We start from the raw sequence: 18,769 nt of genomic DNA on the forward strand, positions 1-18,769 counted from the left end.
AAACGAATCCTTGAAAGTGTATCCTGCTCGGGGCATTTCCCAAAGAAACCATTCACAGGCGCACACCTGCCCCCCAGAGGTCTAAGGGGTAACACGGATACCCAATCCAGGCAGGTTGTGTATAGTTTTAAAACAAACGTTTGAATTAATCCATGGCCACTTCTCGCTCCACCCAAACCCGCGATGCCATCCTCGACGCCGCCGAACGGCTGTTCGCCGAGCAGGGGCACGACAACACGTCCATGCGCCAGATCACGCAGGCCGCGGGTGTGAACCTGTCTGCCGTGAACTACCACTTCGGCTCCAAGGACGCCCTGGTCGAAGCCGTGTTCCAGCGCCGCCTGGAAGCACTGAACGACGAACGTCTGCGGATCCTGGACGAACTCGAAGCCAAGGCGGGCGACCAGCCCCTGAAGCCGTCCGCCATCGTCGAAGCCTACTTCGGCCCCCTGGTGCGCCACGCCTGCAGCGCCGGCGCCGAGCGGCGCGCCTTCATGCCGCTGCAATCCAGCACCATGTCCGACCCGAACGGCGCCATCAGCGCCCTGTTCGCCGCCGAACGCTCGGTGGTCGCGCACCGTTTCACCCGCGCGCTGCTGGCCTCGCTGCCCGGCGTGCCGGAAACGGAAATCGTCTGGCGCTTCCACTTCATGCTGGGCGCGACGGCCTACGCGATCATGGGCGCCGAAAGCTCCAGCCAGGCCATGAACCTGTCCGGCGGCACCGCCTCCCTGGATGCCCAGGCCCTGCTCGGCCGCCTGATGGCCTTTCTGCTGGGCGGCCTGCGCGCCCCACTGCCAGGAGCCCCCACATGACGTTCCTGCTCTTCCTCCTTGTCCTGCTGCTGGCTGCCGCCGCCTTCGTGCTGGCCAACCGCGACCTGCGCACCCGGCATCTCAGCCGCCCCCTGTACCGCACCTTCCGCCGCATCCTGCCGCGCATGTCGGACACCGAACGCGAGGCCCTCGAGGCGGGCACCGTCTGGTGGGAAGGCGAGCTCTTCCGCGGCCGTCCCAGCGCCCGCGCCCTGCACGCCATTCCCGCCCCGCGCCTGACCGAAGCCGAGCAGGCTTTCCTGGACAACGAAGTCGAAACGGTCTGCGCGATGGTGAACGACTGGCAGGTCACGCGCAATGACCTGGACATCCCCGCCGACGCCTGGGAATACATCAAGACGCACCGCTTCTTCGGCATGATCATCCCGAAGGAATACGGCGGGCTGGGCTTCTCGGCCCTGGCGCATTCCGCCGTGGTCGCCAAGCTGTCCACACGCTGCTCCGCGCTGTCGGTCACCGTCATGGTGCCCAATTCCCTGGGGCCCGCCGAGCTGCTGCTGCACTACGGCACCGACGAGCAGAAGAACCACTACCTGCCCCGCCTGGCCCGCGGCGAGGACATCCCGGCCTTTGCCCTGACCAGCCCCTGGGCCGGTTCCGACGCCGCCGCCATCCCCGACCACGGCATCGTATGCAAGGGCGAATGGCAGGGCCGCGAAGTCCTGGGCATGCGCGTCACCTGGGACAAGCGCTACATCACCCTGGGGCCCGTCTGCACCATCCTGGGGCTGGCCTTCCGCCTGTACGATCCCGACGGCCTGCTGGGCGACAAGCCCGACCTGGGGATCACCTGCGCCCTGGTGCCGTCCGACCACCCCGGCGTGGACACCGGCCGCCGCCATTTCCCGCTGGACGCCATGTTCATGAACGGCCCCACGCGCGGCCAGGACGTCTTCATGCCGCTGGATTTCATCATAGGCGGGCCCGCCATGGCCGGCCAGGGCTGGCGCATGCTGATGGAATGCCTGGCGGCGGGCCGTTCGATCTCGCTGCCCTCGTCCTACACCGGCATGGCCAAGCTCACCGCGCGCGCCGTGGGCGCCTACACCGTGGTGCGCGACCAGTTCCGCACCCGCATCCACAAGTTCGAGGGCATCGCCGAGGCCCTGGCGCGCATCGCGGGCCACACCTACCTGATGGACGCAGCGCGCGTCATGACGGCGGGCGCCGTGGACCTGGGCGAAAAGCCCGCGGTCGTCTCGGCGATCGTCAAATACCATGTCACCGAACGCGGCCGCATCGTGGTCAACGACGGCATGGACATCATCGGCGGCAAGGGTATCTGCCTGGGCCCGCAGAACTTCCTCGGCCGCGCCTACCAGCAGATTCCCGTGGGCATCACCGTCGAGGGCGCCAACATCCTGACGCGCAGCCTGATCATCTTCGGCCAGGGCGCGATCCGCTGCCACCCCTATGTGCTGGACGAGATGCGCGCCGCCCAGGCCGCCGATCCGGAACAGGGGCTGCGGGACTTCGACCGCGCCTTCTGGGGCCATGTGCGCCACACCACGATCAATGCGCTGCGCGCCATCGGTCACGGCTTCACGAACGCCGCGCTGGCCCGCCCCGATGCCGCAGTCGCGCCGGAAATGGCCCGCTACTACCGGCAGCTGACACGCTTCTCGGCGGCCTTCGCCACCCTGGCCGACGTGTCCATGCTGACGCTGGGCGGTTCGCTGAAGCGGCGTGAATCGATCTCCGCCCGCCTGGGGGACATCCTGTCGCAGCTCTACCTGGTCTCCGCCACGCTGAAGCGCTACCAGGACGAGGGACGCCAGGACGCCGATGCGCCGCTGGCGCACTGGGCGATCCAGGACGCGTTCTGCCGCGCCCAGGATGCATTCTGCGGCGTGCTGGCCAATTTCCCCAGCCGCCCGCTGGCCTGGGCCCTGCGCGCATTGCTGTTCCCCTGGGGCCGGCCGTTCGCCGCGCCGTCCGACAAACTTTCCGCGGCCGCGGCCGACACACTCACCCGGCCGGGTGGTGCGCGCGATCGCCTGACCCGGGGCACCTACGTCCCCCGCGACCCCGGCGAGCCCGTCGGCGCCATCGAAGCCGCCTTCGCAGCGGTGCTGGACACGCAGGACATCGAGGCCCGCATGCGCGAATTCGAAAAGGCCGGCCGGCTGCCGGCCGCAGACCCGCGCGCCAATGTGCGCGACATGGCCGAGGCTGTCCACGCGGCCGGCGGCCTCACCGACGAAGAACTGGAACGCATCCGGGCGCGAAACGTGCTGCGCGACCGCGTGATCGCCGTCGACGACTTTGCCCCGGACTTCCAGGGGCCGTCCCGCACCGAATCCGAAGGAGCCCGATCCTGATGGCCTTCGAACCCGTCTACATCATCGACGGGGCCCGCAGCCCCTTTCTCAAGGCCCGCAATGCGCCGGGGCCGTTCTCCGCGTCCGACCTGGCCGTGCAGACGGGCCGCGAACTGCTGCTGCGCCAGCCCTTTGCCCCGACCGAACTGGACGAGGTCGTGATCGGCTGCGCCGCGCCGTCGGCCGACGAAACCAACATCGGCCGGGTGATCGCCCTGCGCCTTGGCTGCGGCGATCACGTGCCCGGCTGGACGGTGATGCGCAACTGCGCTTCGGGCATGCAGGCGCTGGACTCCGCCGCCATGGGCCTGCAGACGGGCCGCCATGACCTGGTCCTGGCAGGCGGCGTGGATGCGCTGTCGCGCGCGCCCCTGCTGTTCCCCGATGAAATGGTCCACTGGCTGGCCCAATGGAACCAGGCCCGCACCCTGGCGCAGCGTCTGCCGCTGCTGCGGCGCTTCCGCCCCGCCTACTTCAAGCCGGTGATCGGCCTGCTGAAAGGCCTGAGCGATCCGGTGATCGGCCTGTCCATGGGACAGACCGCGGAAAACCTGGTCCATCGCTTCGGCCTGACGCGCGCCCAGCTGGATGCCTATGCGGCACAGAGCCACGCCCGCGTCCTGGCGGCGCGCGCCCGGGGCGCCTTCGACGAAATCGTGCCCCTGATCGACGCCAGGGGCACGCTGTACACCGAGGACGATGGCGTCCGCGCCGACTCCACACCGGAAAAGCTCGCCCGGCTCAAGCCCGTCTTCGACAGGCCCTACGGCAACATCACCGCGGGCAACAGTTCCCAGGTCACCGACGGCGCCGCGCTCCTGCTGCTGGCATCGGAACGCGCCGTGCGCGATCGCGGCCTGCGCCCCGTCGCCCGGATCGTCGACGCCCAATGGGCCGCCCTGGACCCCGCCGTCATGGGCTTGGGACCGGTGTACGCGGCTTCGGCCATCCTGGCCCGCCACGACCTGGGCCTGAACGACCTGGACTTGTGGGAAATCAATGAAGCCTTTGCCGCCCAGGTGCTAGGCTGTCTCGCTGCCTGGCGCGATGAAGCATGGTGCCGAGAGCACCTGGGACGCGGCGCACTGGGAGACCTGGACATGGACCGGCTGAACGTGGATGGCGGCGCGATCGCGCAAGGCCATCCGGTGGGGGCCTCGGGCGCGCGCATCGTGCTGCACCTGGTACGCGCCCTGCAGGCCCGGGGCCTGCGCCGGGGCATGGCCACCATCTGCATCGGCGGCGGCCAGGGCGGCGCCATGCTGATCGAACTCTGCAAAGAGGGCTGACATGCACCTGGAATCCACAGACCTGCGCCATTTCCGCTGCACGACGGACCCGGAAGGCATCACCTGGCTGACCATCGACTGCGCCGGCAGCTCCCTCAACCGGCTGTCGCGCGATGTGCTGGAAGAACTGGGCCGCGTCCTGGACCATTTCCAGTCCGCCCCGCCCAAGGCACTGGTGATCCATTCGGGCAAGGCCGCCGGGTTCATCGCAGGCGCCGACATCGACGAATTCTCCCGTCTGAACGACGCGACCACGGCGCGCGCCTTCATCGAGCTAGGCTGGACGGTCTTCAACCGCCTGGCAGCGGTGCCATGGCCGACCCTGGCCCTGATCCAGGGGCATTGCATGGGCGGAGGCCTGGAACTGGCCCTGGCGTGCCGCTACCGGATCGTCGTGGACCAGCCCGACACGCGCCTGTCGCTGCCCGAAGTCATGCTGGGCATCTTTCCCGGCTGGGGCGGCATGCTGCGCCTGCCCCGGCGCGTGGGCGCCCCGCTGGCCCTGGACATGATGCTGACCGGCCGTGCGCTGGACGCGCGCCGCGCCGCGTCGTCCGGCCTGGCGGACCTGTGCGTGCCGCCCCGCCTGGCGGAGCAGTCCGCCGCACGCCACGTCCTGTCGGGCCGGCCGGTGAACGGGCCGCAAGGCAGGGACGCCTGGCTGAGCCATCCGATCCTGCGGCCGCTGCTGCTGCGCCAGGCCCGCAAGACATTGGAAAAGCGCGACCCTCAGGGGCACTATCCGGCCCCGCGCGCCATCCTGGAAATCTGGGCGCACCATGGCGGCAACGCGCTGACCGCGCCCAGCCTGATCGACTCCATCGTCCGATCCGACACGGCCCGCAACCTGCTGCGCGTGTTCCGCATGCAGGAACGCCTCAAGTCCTTCGGCAAGGCCGGGGATCACGCACCCGTGCGGCACGTCCATGTGGTGGGCGCGGGCGTGATGGGCGGCGACATCGCGGCCTGGTGCGCGCTCAAGGGCCTGACCGTCACCCTGCAGGACACCGACCGCACGCGCATCGCCCAGGCCATTGGCCGCGCCCAGGCGCTGTATGCCCGCAAGATCCGCCCCGCCCGCGAGGCGCGGCTGGCAGCCGACCGGCTGATTCCGGATCCGGACGGCCAGGGCCTGGCCCGCGCCGACCTGGTCATCGAGGCCATCAGCGAGAACCTGGATGCCAAGCGCGGCCTATACGCCGCCATCGAGCCCCGCCTGAAAGACGGCGCGCTGCTGGCGACCAACACCTCCAGCCTGTCGCTGGAGGAACTCGGCCGCGACCTGGAGCGCCCGGAACGCCTGGTCGGCATCCATTTCTTCAATCCCGTGGCAAAGATGCCCCTGGTCGAAGTCGTGGCCGCCGACGGCACCGATCCGCGCGCCCAATCGGCCGCCTGCGCCTTCGTCGCCCGGATCGGCAAGCTGCCCCTGCCGGTGAAGAGCGTGCCCGGCTTCCTGGTCAATGCCGTGCTGGCACCCTACATGCTGGAAGCCATGCGCTGCGTGGACGAGGGCCTGCGCCCGGAAACCATCGACGCCGCCATGAAGGCCTACGGCATGCCCATGGGCCCGCTCGAACTCATCGACACCGTCGGCCTGGACATCGCCCGCGACGCCGGCGCCCAACTGACCGGGCAGGCCACGCCGCCCGCCTGCCTGGCGCGCCATCTGGAACGCAACGAACTGGGCCGCAAATCCGGCCGGGGTTTCTACCGCTGGCGCGAGGGCAAGCCCGTGCGCGCCGAAGCCGGCAAGGCCCCGCCCGAACTGGCGCACCGGCTGCTGCAACCTTTGATCGATGCCACCCGCCGCCAGCTGGCGGCCCGCGTCGTCGCCGATTCCGAACTCGCCAATGCAGGCGTGATCTTCGGGACGGGCTACGCGCCCTATACAGGGGGACCCATGACACCCGAAGACGACTGATTCTGCCCTGATGCCGGACTGATCCCGGCGACCCGCCGCTGACCCGAACGACGCTGTGCCTCACCGCGCGGCGGGGAGGGGTTTTGCCTACTCGAATTGAAAGGCCGCACTTGACCCTGCGCGGCCCGGGGACGTGCATCCCCTGATTTTAACCCCAAGCCCGATGTGGTTGATCGGGCAATACACGAAATGCAGGCACGCCTGCGCACGAAGACGACTTTTCATCACACAATCCGGAGGTGACACGATGAAAATGCAACACTCGCTCAAGACCCTGTCGGCCCTGATCCTGGGCCTGGGCACCATGGGCATCGCCCACGGCGCCGGCTTCCAGCTGCTGGAACAGAACGCCAGCGGCCTGGGCAGCGCCTATGCCGGCTCCGCCGCCATCGCGGACGACGCCAGCACCGTCTACTACAACCCCGCCGGCATGACGATGCTGCCGGGCATGAACGTCAGCGCGGGCGTCGTGGCGATCAAGCCGAGCTTCAAGTTCTCGAATGGGGGCACGACCGGACCGACGTACTTCGGCGACAATTTCCTGGGCCCATTCGGCGGCCAGCCGACCGGCGGTCCCGACGGCGGCGATGCCGGCACCTGGGCCGCCGTGCCCAACGCCTACTTCACCTGGCAGGTGAACCAGCGCATCTGGCTGGGCCTGGGCGTGGGCGCGCCCTTCGGCCTGATGACCGATTACGAGGAAGGCTGGGCCGGCCGCTATCACTCGGAGAAATTCTCCATCGAAAGCATCAACATCAATCCGTCCATCGCCTTCAAGGCCACCGACACCCTGTCCTTCGGCCTGGGCGTGAACTGGATGCAGCTGGACGCGGACTACCGGAAGGCGCAGTATGCATTCCTGGACTCCGCTGCCGGCATGAACGGCGATCTTGAAGCCCGCGTCAAGGCCAAGGGCGACGCCTGGGGCTGGAACGCCGGCCTGCTGTGGCAGGCCACCCCGGACACGCGCTTCGGCCTGTCCTACCGTTCCAAGGTCAAGATCGACGCGGACGGCACCACCAGGGTCAGCAACCGGACGCTCAATGCCACGGCGGCCGGTGTACTCACCAGCGCGGGCGTCATCGGCACCCACGACGCCGAGACCTCGGTCGAACTGCCCGACACCGCCATCTTCAGCGTGGTCCACCAGCTGAACGACCGCTGGACCCTGCTGGGCGACGTGTCCTGGACGGGCTGGAGCAGCATCCCGGAATTGAAGATCCAGAACAGCGGCATCCCCGACGCCAAGCTCGACCTGCGCTTCAAGGACGCCTGGCGCGTGGCCCTGGGCGCGCACTACCGCTACAGCGATGCCTGGACCTTCAAGGGCGGCGTGGCCTGGGACCAGTCGCCGGTGCGCGACGACGCCTTCCGCCCCGCTTCCCTGCCGGACAACGACCGCTACTGGGTGTCCCTGGGCGCGCAATACCGCTTCAACAAGAACACCAAGGTCGACATCGGCTACGCCCACCTGTTCGTGAAGAGCACTTCGGTGAACAACACGTCCGATCCCCAACACGCGGGCGTGCTGAAGGGCGACTACAAGAGCAGCGCAGACCTGATCGGCGTGCAGTTCTCGCACCAGTTCTGAGCGAGCGGACCGTGAGCCTGGCATGAAGTTGTCGCAGTTGAAACGCCTGCCGCCCCGGTGGCGGGCGCGTGCCATGCGCACGGGCTTCAATCTCCACCCGGCATTCCGCTCGACGGGCGGCCGGGTGGAATACGTATCCCACGACCTGCTGCACGTGCGCGTGCGCCTGGCGCTGACACGGCGCACGCGCAACATCGTGGGTTCGCTTTTCGGCGGCGCGCTGTTCGCCGTGACCGACGGCGTGCACGTGGGCATGCTGATGGCGCGGCTGGACCGGGACGCCATCATCTGGGACAAGGCCGCCGAGATCCGCTACCGCAAGCCCGCATTCCGCACGCTGTACGCGGATTTCATCCTGACCGAGGACGATCTGCGCGGCATCCGCGAGGAGCTGGACCGCAATCACGAGGCCGAGCGGGTCTACCAGGTGGACCTGAAGGACGCCGACGGCACGGTGCACACGGAAGTCCGGCGCACCATCTACCTGGCCGACAAGGCCTACTACAAACAACGCAAGCCGCGCTTCGACGCGGCGGGAGACGCATCATGACCCACCCGAACACGCCGATCGATTCCGGCCGGCCGGCGCAAACCGGCCTTGCGCACGGCGCATCGACCTTTTCCGGCGCGGCGCACCGCCCCCGCGGGGGAGCGTTCCGCGCCTGGGGCCACCCGGCGCGCGCATTCGCCGCGCTGGCCCTGGCCGCCGCCGGCCTGTGCGCGGCGCCGCCGGCCCTGGCGCTGACCGTGGCCAATGTGGACGTGCCGGAACAGCAGTCGGTCGCGGGCCACGACCTGGTCCTGAACGGTGCCGGGCTGCGTCAGCGATTCGTCTTCCACGTCTATGTCGCCGCCCTGTACCGGGGCAAGCCAACCCAGGACGCCGAGGCGATCCTGAACGGCACCGAGCCGCAATTGCTGCGCCTGACCCTGCTGCGCGACATCAACAGCAAGGCGCTGACCGACGCGCTCAACGATGGCCTGAAGGCCAACTGCACCGAAGAAGAACTGCGCAGCATGGCCGACACGATCGCCCATTTCGAGGATTTCATGAAGACGGGCGGCGAAGGCGCCTCGGGCGACCGGGTGGACATCGTTTTCAATCAGGGAACGGTCTCGGTATCATTCAAGGGCAAGGCTCTGGGAGAGGTCAAGGATCCTCGTTTCGCCACCGCGCTCCTGAAGGTCTGGCTGGGCGCCCATCCGGCCCAGGAATCCCTGAAGGCAGCCCTGCTGGGGCAGGAATCCAAACACAACTGATCACACAAAGGAACCGCATCATGGAACGCATCTGGCTGGAACACTACCCCGAAGGAGTGCCGGCTGACATCACCGACCAGGCCACCGCCTACGATTCACTGGTCGACCTGTTCGAGGAAAGCTGCAGGCAGTATGCCGGCAACACGGCATACGTCAGCATGGGTGCGTCCATGACTTATGCGCAGACGATGGAAAAGGCCCGCGCCTTCGCCGGCTGGCTGCAGGCCCGGGGCGTGGCCAGGGGCGACCGCGTGGCGCTGATGATGCCCAACCTGCTGCAGTATCCGATCTGCCTGTTCGGCACGCTGATGGCGGGCGCGGTGGTGGTCAACACCAATCCGCTCTACACGCCCCACGAACTGCACCACCAGCTGACGGATTCCGGTGCGGATACCGTGGTGGTGGCGGAAAATTTCGCCCACACCCTGCAGCAGGCGATGCCCGGCACCGCAGTCAAGCGCGTGGTCGTGACTTCGCTGGGCGAGATGCTGGGCTTCCCCAAGGGATTGATCACCGACCTGGTGGTCCGCCACGTGAAAAAGATGGTGCCGGCCTGGAACATCCCGGGCGCCGTGCGCCTGCGCGACGCACTGGCCGAGGGATCGCGGGCGCCATACCAGCGCCCCACGCTGAAGCACGCCGACCTTGCGGCACTGCAATACACCGGCGGCACCACGGGCGTCGCCAAGGGCGCCATGCTGAGCCACGGCAACCTGGTGTCCAACGTCTGCCAGGCCTACGCCTGGGTGCGGCCCTACTGCCAGGGCGACCGCGAATGCATCGTGACCGCGCTGCCGCTCTACCATATCTTCGCACTGACGGCGAACTGCCTGACTTTCATGCGGCTGGGCGCCAGCAACCTGCTGATCGTGAACCCGCGCGACATTCCCGGCTTCGTCAAGGAACTGGGCAAGGCGAAATTCACGGCCCTGACGGGGGTGAACACGCTGTTCAACGCCCTGCTGAACAACCCCGATTTCGCCAAGCTGGACTTCAGCGGCCTGAACATCACCCTGGGCGGCGGCATGGCCGTCCAGGAAGCCATCGCGCAGCGCTGGCTGCAGACCACCGGCAAACCGATCGCCCAGGCCTATGGGCTGACGGAAACATCGCCCGCTGTGACCATCAACCCGCTGGACAAGATCGACTTCAACGGTTCGATCGGCCTGCCGGTGCCGTCCACCGACGTCGCCGTGCGCAACGACAACCGCACCATGGCAATCGGCGAACAGGGCGAAATCTGCGTCAAGGGGCCCCAGGTTACGGCAGGCTACTGGAACCGCCCCGAGGAAACCGCCAAGGTCTTCGATGAAGACGGCTGGCTGCTGACCGGCGACATCGGCTACATGAACGACAAGGGCTATGTGTTCCTGCTGGACCGCAAGAAGGACATGATCCTGGTGTCGGGCTTCAACGTGTACCCGAACGAGATCGAGGCCGCCGCCATCGAGCACCCCGGCATCCTGGAAGCCGCCGCCATCGGCGTGCCCAACGGCGCCTCGGGCGAAGTGGTCAAGCTCTATGTGATCCGCAAGGACCCGAACCTGACCGAAGCGGATGTGATCGCGCACTGCCGCAAGCTGCTCACGGGCTACAAGGTGCCCAAGTTCGTCGAATTCCGCGAAGACCTGCCGCGCAGCAACGTCGGCAAGATCCTGCGCAAGGAACTGCGCAACGAAGGAACGCAGCGGCCGGCCTAGCCCCGCACCGGTCCGCGGCCTGCCGCGGACCGCATCAGTACCCCAGCGCGGCGCCGTCGGGATCGCGGGGATCCGAGGCGCCGTACAGTCTGCCGTCCCGTACCTGGATGGTCTGGACCCGACCCATGGCAGGCTTGACGGCCACGTGGTGGCCATAACGGCGCAGCAGTGCCAGGGTATCCGGGCTGATGCCCTTTTCCACCCGCAACTCATCCGGCCACCACTGGTGATGGAAACGCGGCTGGGCGACGGCCTCGGCCGGGTTCATCCGGAAATCGACGGCATCCACCACGGCTTCCAGCACGGTGGTGATGATGCGCGCGCCGCCCGGACTGCCGGTCACCAGCCAGGGCTTGCCGTCTTTCATGACCAGGGTCGGCGTCATCGACGACAGGGGCCGCTTGCCGGGCTGGATGGCATTGGCCTCGCCGCCGATCAGGCCATAGACGTTGGCGACGCCGGGCTTGGCGGAAAAATCGTCCATTTCGTTGTTCAGCAGGATGCCGGTTCCCGGAACCACGATGCCACTGCCGAAATTGGTGTTCAGGGTGTAGGTGACGGCGACGGCATTGCCGGCGGCATCCACCACCGAATAATGCGTCGTCTGGTCGCTTTCATAAGGCTGCGGCCGGCCCGGCCGGATATCGGACGAGGGCCGGGCGCGTGCATCGCTGATCGTGGCGGCCAGCTGGCGGGCATAGGCCTTGGAAACCAGCCCCGACACCGGCACCCGGACGAAATCCGTATCTCCCAGGTATTCCGCCCGGTCGGCATAGGCCAGCTTCATGGCTTCCGCCATATGGTGAATGGTGCGGGCGCTGCCGGCCCCCCATTCGCCGATCGGCCAGCCTTCCATCATGTTCAGGATCTGCACCAGGTGGATGCCCCCGGAACTGGGCGGAGGCATCGTGATCACGCGATAGCCCCGGTAATCGCCCACGATCGGCTCGCGCTCGACCACGCGGTACCGGGCCAGGTCCTGCGCGGTGATCAGGCCGCCGTGCCGCGCCATTTCGGCCACGATCCTGCGGCTGATGGATCCGCGATAAAAGGCATCGGCCCCCTGGGCCGCGATCTGGCGCAGGGACTGCGCCAGGTCCTTCTGGACAAGACGATCGCCGGCCTGCAGGGGCCGCCCGCCGCGCCAGAAAACGGCTCGCGTAGCCGGCCAGCGCCCCATGGCCCCGGCGTTGCCGGCCAGGGCCCGTGCCAGCGTCGGGCTGACCGGATAGCCGCGTTCCGCCAGGCGGATCGCCGGCGCCATGACCTGCGCCAGGGGCAGCTTTCCCCAGCGCCGCTGGGCATGGACCAGGCCTGCGACGCTGCCCGGCACCCCGACCGCCAGGTGCGTGAACAAGGAACGGCCGTCGGCCACCTGCCCCTGCTCATCCAGGTACATGTCGCGCGTGGCGCGGCCGGGCGCCGTTTCGCGGAAGTCCAGGGCGATATTCCTGCCGTCCAGGGCGGTATGCACCATCATGAAGCCGCCGCCGCCCAGATTGCCCGCATTGGGCAGGACCACTGCCAGGCTGAAGCCGACGGCGACGGCTGCATCGACGGCATTGCCCCCGGCCTGGAGCATGTCCAGCCCGGCCCGGCTGGCAAGCGCCTGCTCGGACACCACCATGCCGTGGCGCGCGACGACCGGGTGGAAGATGTCCAGCCCGGCCTCGTAGGCGGATGCGGCGGCTTGCGTGGCGGGCGCGGTGACGGGTTCCGGCGCCACCGGACCGGCGCCGGACACGGCGGTGGGCGTAGGCGCCGCGCAGGCGGACAGCAGGCTCAGCAACCCCACGCCCAGCCAGCGCAGGTACGGCAATTTCACGGCAAACGATTTCATGGGCTTGCTCCGGTTGCCCCGCACCCGCACTGCAGGACGCGGGGACGGCACGGCCGCGCCGCCTTGGCGGAGCGCGTCAGGCGGCGCCGAACACGATCGGCTCGCCGTCCCGGTCGAAGGCCAGCAGCGAACCGACGGTGCCGTACTTGATCATCTGGGTCATGCGCTGGAAGGCCTGGTCGACGTCCTTGTTGTCGGGCAGATAGGCCGATTGGTCGGCCATGGCCGCCACGAACACCACCTGCCAATCCTGGCCGGTGCGGCGGGATTCGTCGGCCAGCGCCAGGAACGTGTCCAGTTCGTCGGGTGTCTTGTCCACGCACAGGATGGGGGTGAGCTCGCCGCCTTCGCCGCGGGCGTGTTGCGCTTTCTGTTCCGGCGTGGCGTCGTCCGGCACCGTGCTGGCGGCAAAAACGAACAGCAGGCGTTGCGGTTCGGGCTGCAGGCGTGCCGCCTGCAGCAGGTCTTCGAAACAGGTGATGTCCATGGCGCCTCTTGCGAAAGTCTTCATCCTACAGGATTTCGCCGGGCCGGAAACGAACAGACCCCGCACTCGGGCGGGGTCCGGGGATGGTCGGTGGCGGTGGAAGGATCCACCGCCCTCGGCGGCATCAGATGATGCGCACGGCCTCGACCAGGCGCACCACGGTCCAGGACTTGGACTTGGAGATGGGCCGGCCTTCGGCGATTTCGACCGTATCACCCTCGTTGTACTGGTTGGCTTCGTCGTGCGCCTTGTACTTGGCGGTACGGTTCACGAACTTGCCCAGCACGGGGTGCTTCACGCGGGTCTGGACGCTGACGACGACCGTCTTGTCCATCTTGTTGCTGACGACCTTGCCGACCAGCGTACGCTGACGCTTGGTGGTGTCTTTCTGGGTTTCGGTGGTCATGTTACTTTCCTGCGTTCTCAGTCATGATGGTGCGGATGCGTGCGATGTCGCGACGCACCTTGCCCAACTGGCTGGTGTTGGAAAGCTGCTGGGTGGCACGCTGCATGCGCAGGTTGAATTGTGCCTTCAGCAGGCTCTCGAGCTCGGTCTGGAGCCCGGCGGCGTCCTTGGCGCGCAGTTCACTGGCTTTCATATCCTGATCTCTCCTAGGCGCCCACGCGGCGCGACACGAAGGTCGTGCTGATGGGCAGCTTGGCGGCGGCCAGGCGGAAGGCTTCGCGGGCGAGTTCTTCGCTCACGCCTTCCATTTCGTACAGCACCTTGCCGGGTTGAATTTCCGCGACCCAGAATTCCGGGTTGCCCTTGCCGTTACCCATCCGGACTTCGGCGGGCTTCTGCGAGATGGGCTTGTCCGGGAAGATCCGGATCCAGATGCGGCCGCCGCGCTTGATGTGGCGGTTGATGGCACGACGAGCGGCCTCGATCTGGCGGGCGGTCAGGCGGCCACGACCGGTGGCCTTCAGACCGAACTCGCCGAAGGAAACCTGGGCGCCGCGCGTGGCCAGGCCGGTATTGCGGCCCTTTTGTTCCTTGCGGTACTTCCTGCGAGAGGGTGACAGCATGTTTTATTCTCCTTCAGGCGCCGGAGCAGCCGAAGCGGCATCGCGGCGCGGACCGCGGCCACGGCCACGGTTGTCGCCGGGGCGGCCGGGGCGATCGCCGCGCGGAGCGCGGCGCGGACGGCGTTCTTCGTCACGCGGGGCGGCGGTTTCCGGGGGCATTTCGCCATTGGGCAGCATGTCGCCCTTGTAGACCCAGACCTTGATCCCGATGATGCCGTAGGTCGTCTGCGCTTCCGAGAAGCCGTAGTCGATGTTGGCGCGCAGGGTGTGCAGGGGCACACGGCCTTCGCGGTACCACTCGGTACGGGCGATCTCGATGCCGTTCAGACGGCCCGAGGACATGATCTTGATGCCCTGGGCGCCCAGGCGCATGGCGTTCTGCATGGCGCGCTTCATGGCGCGGCGGAACATGATGCGCTTTTCGAGCTGCTGGGCGATCGAGTCGGCGATCAGCTGCGCGTCGGTTTCCGGCTTGCGGATTTCCTCGATGTTGACGTGCACGGGCACGCCCATCAGGCGCTGCAGGTCGGCCTTCAGCGTTTCGATGTCCTCGCCGCGACGGCCGATCACCACGCCCGGACGAGCCGAGTACACGGTGATGCGCGCGTTCTTGGCGGGGCGCTCGATGACGACGCGGCCCACGGAAGCGGATTTCAGTTTCTTCTTCAGGTATTCACGAACGCGGATGTCTTCGGCGAGCATGCTGCCGTAGACCTTGTCGTTCGCATACCAGCGAGAAGTCCAGTTGTGGTTGACCGCGAGGCGGAACCCAATCGGGTGAATTTTCTGTCCCATTGCGACTCCTTACGCCCCGACCTTGACCACAATGTGGCAGGTCTGCTTTTCGATGCGATTGCCGCGGCCCTTGGCGCGCGCGGAGAACCGCTTCATCGACTGGGCCTTGTCGACGTAGATCGTGGTGACCTTCAGTTCGTCGATGTCGGCGCCATCATTGTGTTCGGCATTGGCGATGGCCGATTCCAGCGCCTTTTTCAGGATGCCGGCGGCCTTCTTGGGGCTGAACGTCAGGATGTTGAGGGCGTGCGCCACGGACTTCCCACGGATCAGGTCCGCCACCAGGCGGGTCTTCTGCGCGGAAATATGGACGCCGCGAATGACTGCGGTAGTTTCCATGGCTTACCTCTTGGCCTTCTTGTCCGCCGCGTGCCCCTTGAAGGTGCGCGTCAGGGCGAATTCGCCGAGCTTGTGGCCGACCATGTTCTCGTTGATGTAGACGGGAACGTGCTGGCGGCCGTTGTGCACGGCAATCGTCAGCCCGATGAACTCGGGCAGGATGGTGGAACGGCGCGACCAGGTCTTGATCGGCTTCTTTTCTTTGCCCCCGACGGCGGCATCGACCTTCTTGATCAGATGCGCATCGACGAACGGGCCTTTCTTGATCGAACGTGACATAGTGTTCGCCCCTTATTTGCGCTTGCGGCGGGAGACAATCATATTGTCCGTCCGCTTGTTACGACGGGTCCGGTAGCCCTTGGTGGGAGTACCCCACGGGCTGACGGGTTCGCGGCCTTCGCCGGTGCGGCCTTCGCCGCCGCCATGCGGGTGATCCACCGGGTTCATGGCAACGCCACGGACCGTCGGGCGCACACCGCGCCAGCGCATTGCACCAGCCTTGCCGATCTGGCGCAGGCTGTGGTCACCGTTGCCGACTTCACCGATGGTGGCGCGGCAATCGATGTGGACACGGCGGACTTCGCCGGAGCGCAGGCGGACCTGGGCGTAGACGCCTTCGCGGGCCAGCAGCACGGCGGAAGCACCGGCCGAGCGGGCCAGCTGGGCACCCTTGCCAGGCTGCATCTCGATGCAGTGGATGGTGGCACCGACCGGGATGGAGCGGATGGGCAGCGTGTTGCCGGAGCGGATCGGCGCGTCGGAGCCGGACACCACGGTGGCACCGACTTCCAGGCCGCGGGGAGCGATGATGTAGCGGCGCTCGCCATCGGCATAGCACAGCAGCGCGAGGTGCGCCGTGCGGTTCGGGTCGTATTCCAGGCGCTCGACCTTGGCGACGATGCCGTCCTTGTTGCGACGGAAATCGACGACGCGGTAGTGCTGCTTGTGACCGCCGCCACGATGGCGCACGGTGATGTGGCCGTTGTTGTTACGGCCGGAATTGCGCGATTTCGGTTCGAGCAGGGGGGCGTAGCCCGGGCCCTTGTGCAGCTCGGGGTGCACGACCTTGATCATGCCCCGGCGACCGGCGGACGTGGGTTTGACTTTGACCAGCGGCATTTAGTTCACCTCCGTAAAGTCGATTTCCTGCCCGGCCTTGAGCGAGACATAGGCCTTGCGTTCGTTGCGGCGACGGCCGATGAAGCGGCCGAAGCGCTTTTCCTTGCCCTTGCGATTGGCAACCTGCACGGATTCGACCTCGACCTTGAACAGCAGTTCGACGGCGGCCTTGATCTCCGGCTTGGTGGCGTCGGCGACGACGCGGAAAGCGACCTGGTTGTTCTTTTCGGCGATCATCGTGGACTTTTCGGTCACGACGGGCGCCAGAATGACTTGCATCAAACGTTCGGCATTCATCCCAGCAACTCCTCGAGTTGGGCGATCGCCGGCTTGGTGATCAGCACTTTCTTGTAGTGGACCAGGGACAGCGGATCGGCGTAGCGCGTTTCGATGACCGCCACGTGGGGCAGGTTGCGCGTCGCGAGGTAGACGTTTTCGTCCAGGGCATCGGTGATGATCAGGACGGGTTCGGCAATGCCCAGACCCTTCAGCTTGGCCGCGGCCAGCTTGGTCTTGGGGGCTTCCAGCGTGAAGTTCTCGACCACGGCCAGGCGGTCTTCGCGGACCAGCTGCGAGAAGATCGCGCGCAGACCGGCGCGGTACATCTTCTTGTTGACCTTGTGGCTGAAGTTCTCGTCCGGCGAATTCGGGAAGGTACGGCCACCCCCACGCCAGATCGGCGAGGAAGTCATCCCGGAACGGGCGCGGCCGGTGCCTTTCTGGCGCCAGGGCTTCTTGGTGGAATGCTTGACGGTGCCGCGGTCCTTCTGGGCGCGGTTGCCCATGCGGGCGTTGGCCTGGTAGGCCACGACGATCTGGTGCACCAGCGCTTCGTTGAAGTCGCGGCCGAAGATCTCGTCGGCAGCGGCAACGGTGGCCGAGGACTGACCCTGATCATTCAGGAGCTTGAGTTCCATGATTAGGCTCCTTTCTTGGGCGTCGCCTTGACGGCGGGGCGCACGACGATGTCGGCGTTCTTGTGGCCGGGGACGGCACCCTTCACCAGCAGCAGGCCGCGTTCGGCGTCCACACGCACGATATCCAGGTTCTGGACGGTGCGCGTGACGCTGCCCAGGTGACCGGACATTTTCTTGCCGGGGAAGATACGGCCCGGGTCTTGCGCCTGGCCGATGGAGCCCGGCACGCGGTGCGACCGCGAGTTGCCGTGCGAAGCGCGCTGGGAACCGAAGTTGTGGCGCTTGATCGTGCCCGCGAAACCCTTACCGATGGTGGTGCCGGTGACGTCGACCTGCTGGCCGGCTTCGAACACGGATTCCACGGTGACCACGGCGCCGGCCGTGAATTCGGCGGCACGGGCGGGATCCAGACGGAATTCCTTCAGGATGGAGCCGGCTTCGATGCCGGCCTTGGCGTAGTGGCCCGCTTCGGCCTTGGTCACGCGGGACGCGCGACGCTCGCCGTAGGCAAGCTGGACCGCCGCATAGCCGTCGATTTCAGGCGTCTTGACCTGGGCGACGCGGTTGTTGGACACATCCAGCACCGTGACCGGGATGGACTCGCCTTCCTCGGTAAAGATGCGGGTCATGCCAACCTTGCGCCCCACGAGCCCGAGCCGCCATGCGGCGGGCGTAGGTGTCGAATTCGACATTGTTTTCTCCGGGGGGTGTTTCCCCACAGTTTTCGATCCCGACTGCGATTGGCCGGGGCTGTAATCTTTCGTCAGGCACCCATCCATTGGACGAAAATGGATGACGAAGCCCTTGATTCTAACATGAAAAAACCGCCCTGCCTAGATGACAGGGCGGTTTGATCCGATCGGGCCGCATGCGAGGCCCGGGACGGCATTACTGCAGGGCGATCTCGACGTCCACGCCGGCCGGCAGGTCCAGGCGCATCAGGGCGTCCACGGTCTTGTCGGTGGGATCGACGATGTCCATCAGGCGCTGGTGCGTGCGCATCTCGAACTGGTCGCGCGAGGTCTTGTTGACGTGCGGCGAGCGCAGCACGTCGTAGCGGCGGATGCGCGTGGGCAGCGGCACGGGCCCGCGAACCACGGCGCCGGTGCGCTTGGCCGTATCGACGATCTCGGCGGCGGACTGGTCGATCAGCTTGTAGTCGAACGCCTTCAGGCGGATGCGGATTTTCTGGCTTTTCATGGGAATCCCTAAAGAACGAAATGGGCGGGGGGCGTTCCCCCCGCCGATCCATCAATTACTTGATGATTTTGGCGACGACGCCGGCGCCCACGGTGCGGCCGCCTTCGCGGATGGCAAAGCGC

The 18,769-nt window shown here is 67.0% G+C and carries 22 protein-coding genes; 8 read left to right on the plus strand and 14 right to left on the minus strand.

All coding sequences use genetic code 11. The features are described from left to right. Positions 1-152: 152 nt before the first annotated feature. The 8 genes from ABD022_RS14080 (at position 153) to ABD022_RS14115 (ending at position 10,921) form a co-directional block, all read left to right on the plus strand. Entirely contained in the window at positions 153-815 is a 663-nt protein-coding gene (locus ABD022_RS14080) for a TetR/AcrR family transcriptional regulator (RefSeq protein WP_343821991.1), read from the plus strand. Then, positions 812-3,157: an acyl-CoA dehydrogenase gene (locus ABD022_RS14085; RefSeq protein WP_343821994.1), complete on the plus strand. Its 2,346-nt coding sequence runs from the start codon at positions 812-814 to the stop codon at positions 3,155-3,157. The genes ABD022_RS14080 and ABD022_RS14085 overlap by 4 nt, the downstream gene beginning before the upstream one ends. Next, complete coding sequence (locus ABD022_RS14090; RefSeq protein WP_343821996.1) at positions 3,157-4,446, plus strand: acetyl-CoA C-acetyltransferase; 1,290 nt, start codon at positions 3,157-3,159, stop codon at positions 4,444-4,446. The genes ABD022_RS14085 and ABD022_RS14090 overlap by 1 nt, the downstream gene beginning before the upstream one ends. 1 nt (position 4,447) lies before the next feature. Then, entirely contained in the window at positions 4,448-6,370 is a 1,923-nt protein-coding gene (locus ABD022_RS14095; RefSeq protein WP_343821999.1) for a 3-hydroxyacyl-CoA dehydrogenase NAD-binding domain-containing protein, read from the plus strand. 253 nt (positions 6,371-6,623) lie between these two features. After that, positions 6,624-7,961 carry an OmpP1/FadL family transporter gene (locus tag ABD022_RS14100; RefSeq protein ID WP_343822026.1) on the plus strand — a complete coding sequence of 446 codons (1,338 nt, stop codon included), beginning with the start codon at positions 6,624-6,626 and terminating at the stop codon, positions 7,959-7,961. Positions 7,962-7,983: 22 nt separating this feature from the next. Continuing rightward, complete coding sequence (locus ABD022_RS14105; protein ID WP_325127035.1) at positions 7,984-8,511, plus strand: DUF4442 domain-containing protein; 528 nt, start codon at positions 7,984-7,986, stop codon at positions 8,509-8,511. Continuing rightward, positions 8,508-9,221 (plus strand): chalcone isomerase family protein, encoded by a 714-nt coding sequence (locus ABD022_RS14110; RefSeq protein WP_325127033.1) that lies wholly within the window; start codon positions 8,508-8,510, stop codon positions 9,219-9,221. The genes ABD022_RS14105 and ABD022_RS14110 overlap by 4 nt, the downstream gene beginning before the upstream one ends. Before the next feature lie 20 nt (positions 9,222-9,241). After that, the gene (locus ABD022_RS14115; protein ID WP_325127031.1) at positions 9,242-10,921 is read left to right on the plus strand and encodes an AMP-binding protein; all 1,680 of its coding nucleotides are present in this window, start codon (positions 9,242-9,244) and stop codon (positions 10,919-10,921) included. A 34-nt stretch (positions 10,922-10,955) separates the two neighbouring features. Here ABD022_RS14115 and ggt read toward each other — a convergent pair whose 3' ends face one another. The 14 genes from ggt to ABD022_RS14185 all read right to left on the minus strand — a co-directional run. Next, positions 10,956-12,761: a gamma-glutamyltransferase gene (gene ggt, locus ABD022_RS14120; RefSeq protein WP_343822001.1), complete on the minus strand. Its 1,806-nt coding sequence runs from the start codon at positions 12,759-12,761 to the stop codon at positions 10,956-10,958. 76 nt (positions 12,762-12,837) lie between these two features. Then, positions 12,838-13,248 carry a ribonucleotide reductase subunit alpha gene (locus tag ABD022_RS14125; RefSeq protein ID WP_325127027.1) on the minus strand — a complete coding sequence of 137 codons (411 nt, stop codon included), beginning with the start codon at positions 13,246-13,248 and terminating at the stop codon, positions 12,838-12,840. 124 nt (positions 13,249-13,372) lie between these two features. Further along, positions 13,373-13,654 (minus strand): 30S ribosomal protein S17, encoded by a 282-nt coding sequence (gene rpsQ, locus ABD022_RS14130; protein ID WP_043678984.1) that lies wholly within the window; start codon positions 13,652-13,654, stop codon positions 13,373-13,375. A gap of 1 nt (position 13,655) precedes the next feature. Further along, the gene (gene rpmC, locus ABD022_RS14135) at positions 13,656-13,847 is read right to left on the minus strand and encodes a 50S ribosomal protein L29 (RefSeq protein WP_043678987.1); all 192 of its coding nucleotides are present in this window, start codon (positions 13,845-13,847) and stop codon (positions 13,656-13,658) included. 13 nt (positions 13,848-13,860) lie between these two features. Beyond that, the gene (gene rplP, locus ABD022_RS14140; RefSeq protein ID WP_043678990.1) at positions 13,861-14,277 is read right to left on the minus strand and encodes a 50S ribosomal protein L16; all 417 of its coding nucleotides are present in this window, start codon (positions 14,275-14,277) and stop codon (positions 13,861-13,863) included. 3 nt (positions 14,278-14,280) lie between these two features. Next, positions 14,281-15,072, minus strand: a complete 792-nt coding sequence (gene rpsC, locus ABD022_RS14145) for a 30S ribosomal protein S3 (RefSeq protein WP_343822005.1) — start codon at positions 15,070-15,072, stop codon at positions 14,281-14,283. A gap of 9 nt (positions 15,073-15,081) precedes the next feature. Further along, positions 15,082-15,411, minus strand: coding sequence for a 50S ribosomal protein L22 (rplV, locus tag ABD022_RS14150; protein WP_043678994.1), 330 nt, complete (start codon positions 15,409-15,411; stop codon positions 15,082-15,084). A gap of 3 nt (positions 15,412-15,414) precedes the next feature. Next, positions 15,415-15,690: a 30S ribosomal protein S19 gene (gene rpsS, locus ABD022_RS14155; RefSeq protein WP_066454635.1), complete on the minus strand. Its 276-nt coding sequence runs from the start codon at positions 15,688-15,690 to the stop codon at positions 15,415-15,417. 12 nt (positions 15,691-15,702) lie between these two features. Continuing rightward, complete coding sequence (rplB, locus tag ABD022_RS14160) at positions 15,703-16,530, minus strand: 50S ribosomal protein L2 (RefSeq protein WP_343822009.1); 828 nt, start codon at positions 16,528-16,530, stop codon at positions 15,703-15,705. Further along, positions 16,531-16,827, minus strand: coding sequence for a 50S ribosomal protein L23 (gene rplW / locus ABD022_RS14165; RefSeq protein WP_320348934.1), 297 nt, complete (start codon positions 16,825-16,827; stop codon positions 16,531-16,533). Beyond that, entirely contained in the window at positions 16,824-17,447 is a 624-nt protein-coding gene (gene rplD, locus ABD022_RS14170) for a 50S ribosomal protein L4 (RefSeq protein ID WP_343822018.1), read from the minus strand. Before rplD ends, rplW begins: the two co-directional genes overlap by 4 nt. A gap of 2 nt (positions 17,448-17,449) precedes the next feature. Beyond that, positions 17,450-18,139 carry a 50S ribosomal protein L3 gene (gene rplC / locus ABD022_RS14175; RefSeq protein WP_343822021.1) on the minus strand — a complete coding sequence of 230 codons (690 nt, stop codon included), beginning with the start codon at positions 18,137-18,139 and terminating at the stop codon, positions 17,450-17,452. Positions 18,140-18,335: 196 nt separating this feature from the next. Beyond that, positions 18,336-18,647, minus strand: coding sequence for a 30S ribosomal protein S10 (gene rpsJ, locus ABD022_RS14180; protein WP_043679008.1), 312 nt, complete (start codon positions 18,645-18,647; stop codon positions 18,336-18,338). A gap of 55 nt (positions 18,648-18,702) precedes the next feature. Then, the coding region (locus ABD022_RS14185) for an EF-Tu C-terminal domain-related protein (protein ID WP_080265453.1) at positions 18,703-18,769 on the minus strand (67 nt) is incomplete at its 5' end.

The sequence above is a fragment of the Castellaniella daejeonensis genome, from assembly GCF_039523555.1.
In the GTDB taxonomy this organism is placed as follows: Bacteria; Pseudomonadota; Gammaproteobacteria; order Burkholderiales; family Burkholderiaceae_B; genus Castellaniella; species Castellaniella daejeonensis.

Coding starts and splice junctions, on each gene's coding strand:
- ABD022_RS14080 (WP_343821991.1), top strand. CDS start 153: ATGGCCACTTCTCGCTCCACCCAAACCCGCGATGCCATCCTCGACGCC.
- ABD022_RS14085 (WP_343821994.1), top strand. CDS start 812: ATGACGTTCCTGCTCTTCCTCCTTGTCCTGCTGCTGGCTGCCGCCGCC.
- ABD022_RS14090 (WP_343821996.1), top strand. CDS start 3,157: ATGGCCTTCGAACCCGTCTACATCATCGACGGGGCCCGCAGCCCCTTT.
- ABD022_RS14095 (WP_343821999.1), top strand. CDS start 4,448: ATGCACCTGGAATCCACAGACCTGCGCCATTTCCGCTGCACGACGGAC.
- ABD022_RS14100 (WP_343822026.1), top strand. CDS start 6,624: ATGCAACACTCGCTCAAGACCCTGTCGGCCCTGATCCTGGGCCTGGGC.
- ABD022_RS14105 (WP_325127035.1), top strand. CDS start 7,984: ATGAAGTTGTCGCAGTTGAAACGCCTGCCGCCCCGGTGGCGGGCGCGT.
- ABD022_RS14110 (WP_325127033.1), top strand. CDS start 8,508: ATGACCCACCCGAACACGCCGATCGATTCCGGCCGGCCGGCGCAAACC.
- ABD022_RS14115 (WP_325127031.1), top strand. CDS start 9,242: ATGGAACGCATCTGGCTGGAACACTACCCCGAAGGAGTGCCGGCTGAC.
- ggt (WP_343822001.1), bottom strand. CDS start 12,761: ATGAAATCGTTTGCCGTGAAATTGCCGTACCTGCGCTGGCTGGGCGTG.
- ABD022_RS14125 (WP_325127027.1), bottom strand. CDS start 13,248: ATGGACATCACCTGTTTCGAAGACCTGCTGCAGGCGGCACGCCTGCAG.
- rpsQ (WP_043678984.1), bottom strand. CDS start 13,654: ATGACCACCGAAACCCAGAAAGACACCACCAAGCGTCAGCGTACGCTG.
- rpmC (WP_043678987.1), bottom strand. CDS start 13,847: ATGAAAGCCAGTGAACTGCGCGCCAAGGACGCCGCCGGGCTCCAGACC.
- rplP (WP_043678990.1), bottom strand. CDS start 14,277: ATGCTGTCACCCTCTCGCAGGAAGTACCGCAAGGAACAAAAGGGCCGC.
- rpsC (WP_343822005.1), bottom strand. CDS start 15,072: ATGGGACAGAAAATTCACCCGATTGGGTTCCGCCTCGCGGTCAACCAC.
- rplV (WP_043678994.1), bottom strand. CDS start 15,411: ATGGAAACTACCGCAGTCATTCGCGGCGTCCATATTTCCGCGCAGAAG.
- rpsS (WP_066454635.1), bottom strand. CDS start 15,690: ATGTCACGTTCGATCAAGAAAGGCCCGTTCGTCGATGCGCATCTGATC.
- rplB (WP_343822009.1), bottom strand. CDS start 16,530: ATGCCGCTGGTCAAAGTCAAACCCACGTCCGCCGGTCGCCGGGGCATG.
- rplW (WP_320348934.1), bottom strand. CDS start 16,827: ATGAATGCCGAACGTTTGATGCAAGTCATTCTGGCGCCCGTCGTGACC.
- rplD (WP_343822018.1), bottom strand. CDS start 17,447: ATGGAACTCAAGCTCCTGAATGATCAGGGTCAGTCCTCGGCCACCGTT.
- rplC (WP_343822021.1), bottom strand. CDS start 18,139: ATGTCGAATTCGACACCTACGCCCGCCGCATGGCGGCTCGGGCTCGTG.
- rpsJ (WP_043679008.1), bottom strand. CDS start 18,647: ATGAAAAGCCAGAAAATCCGCATCCGCCTGAAGGCGTTCGACTACAAG.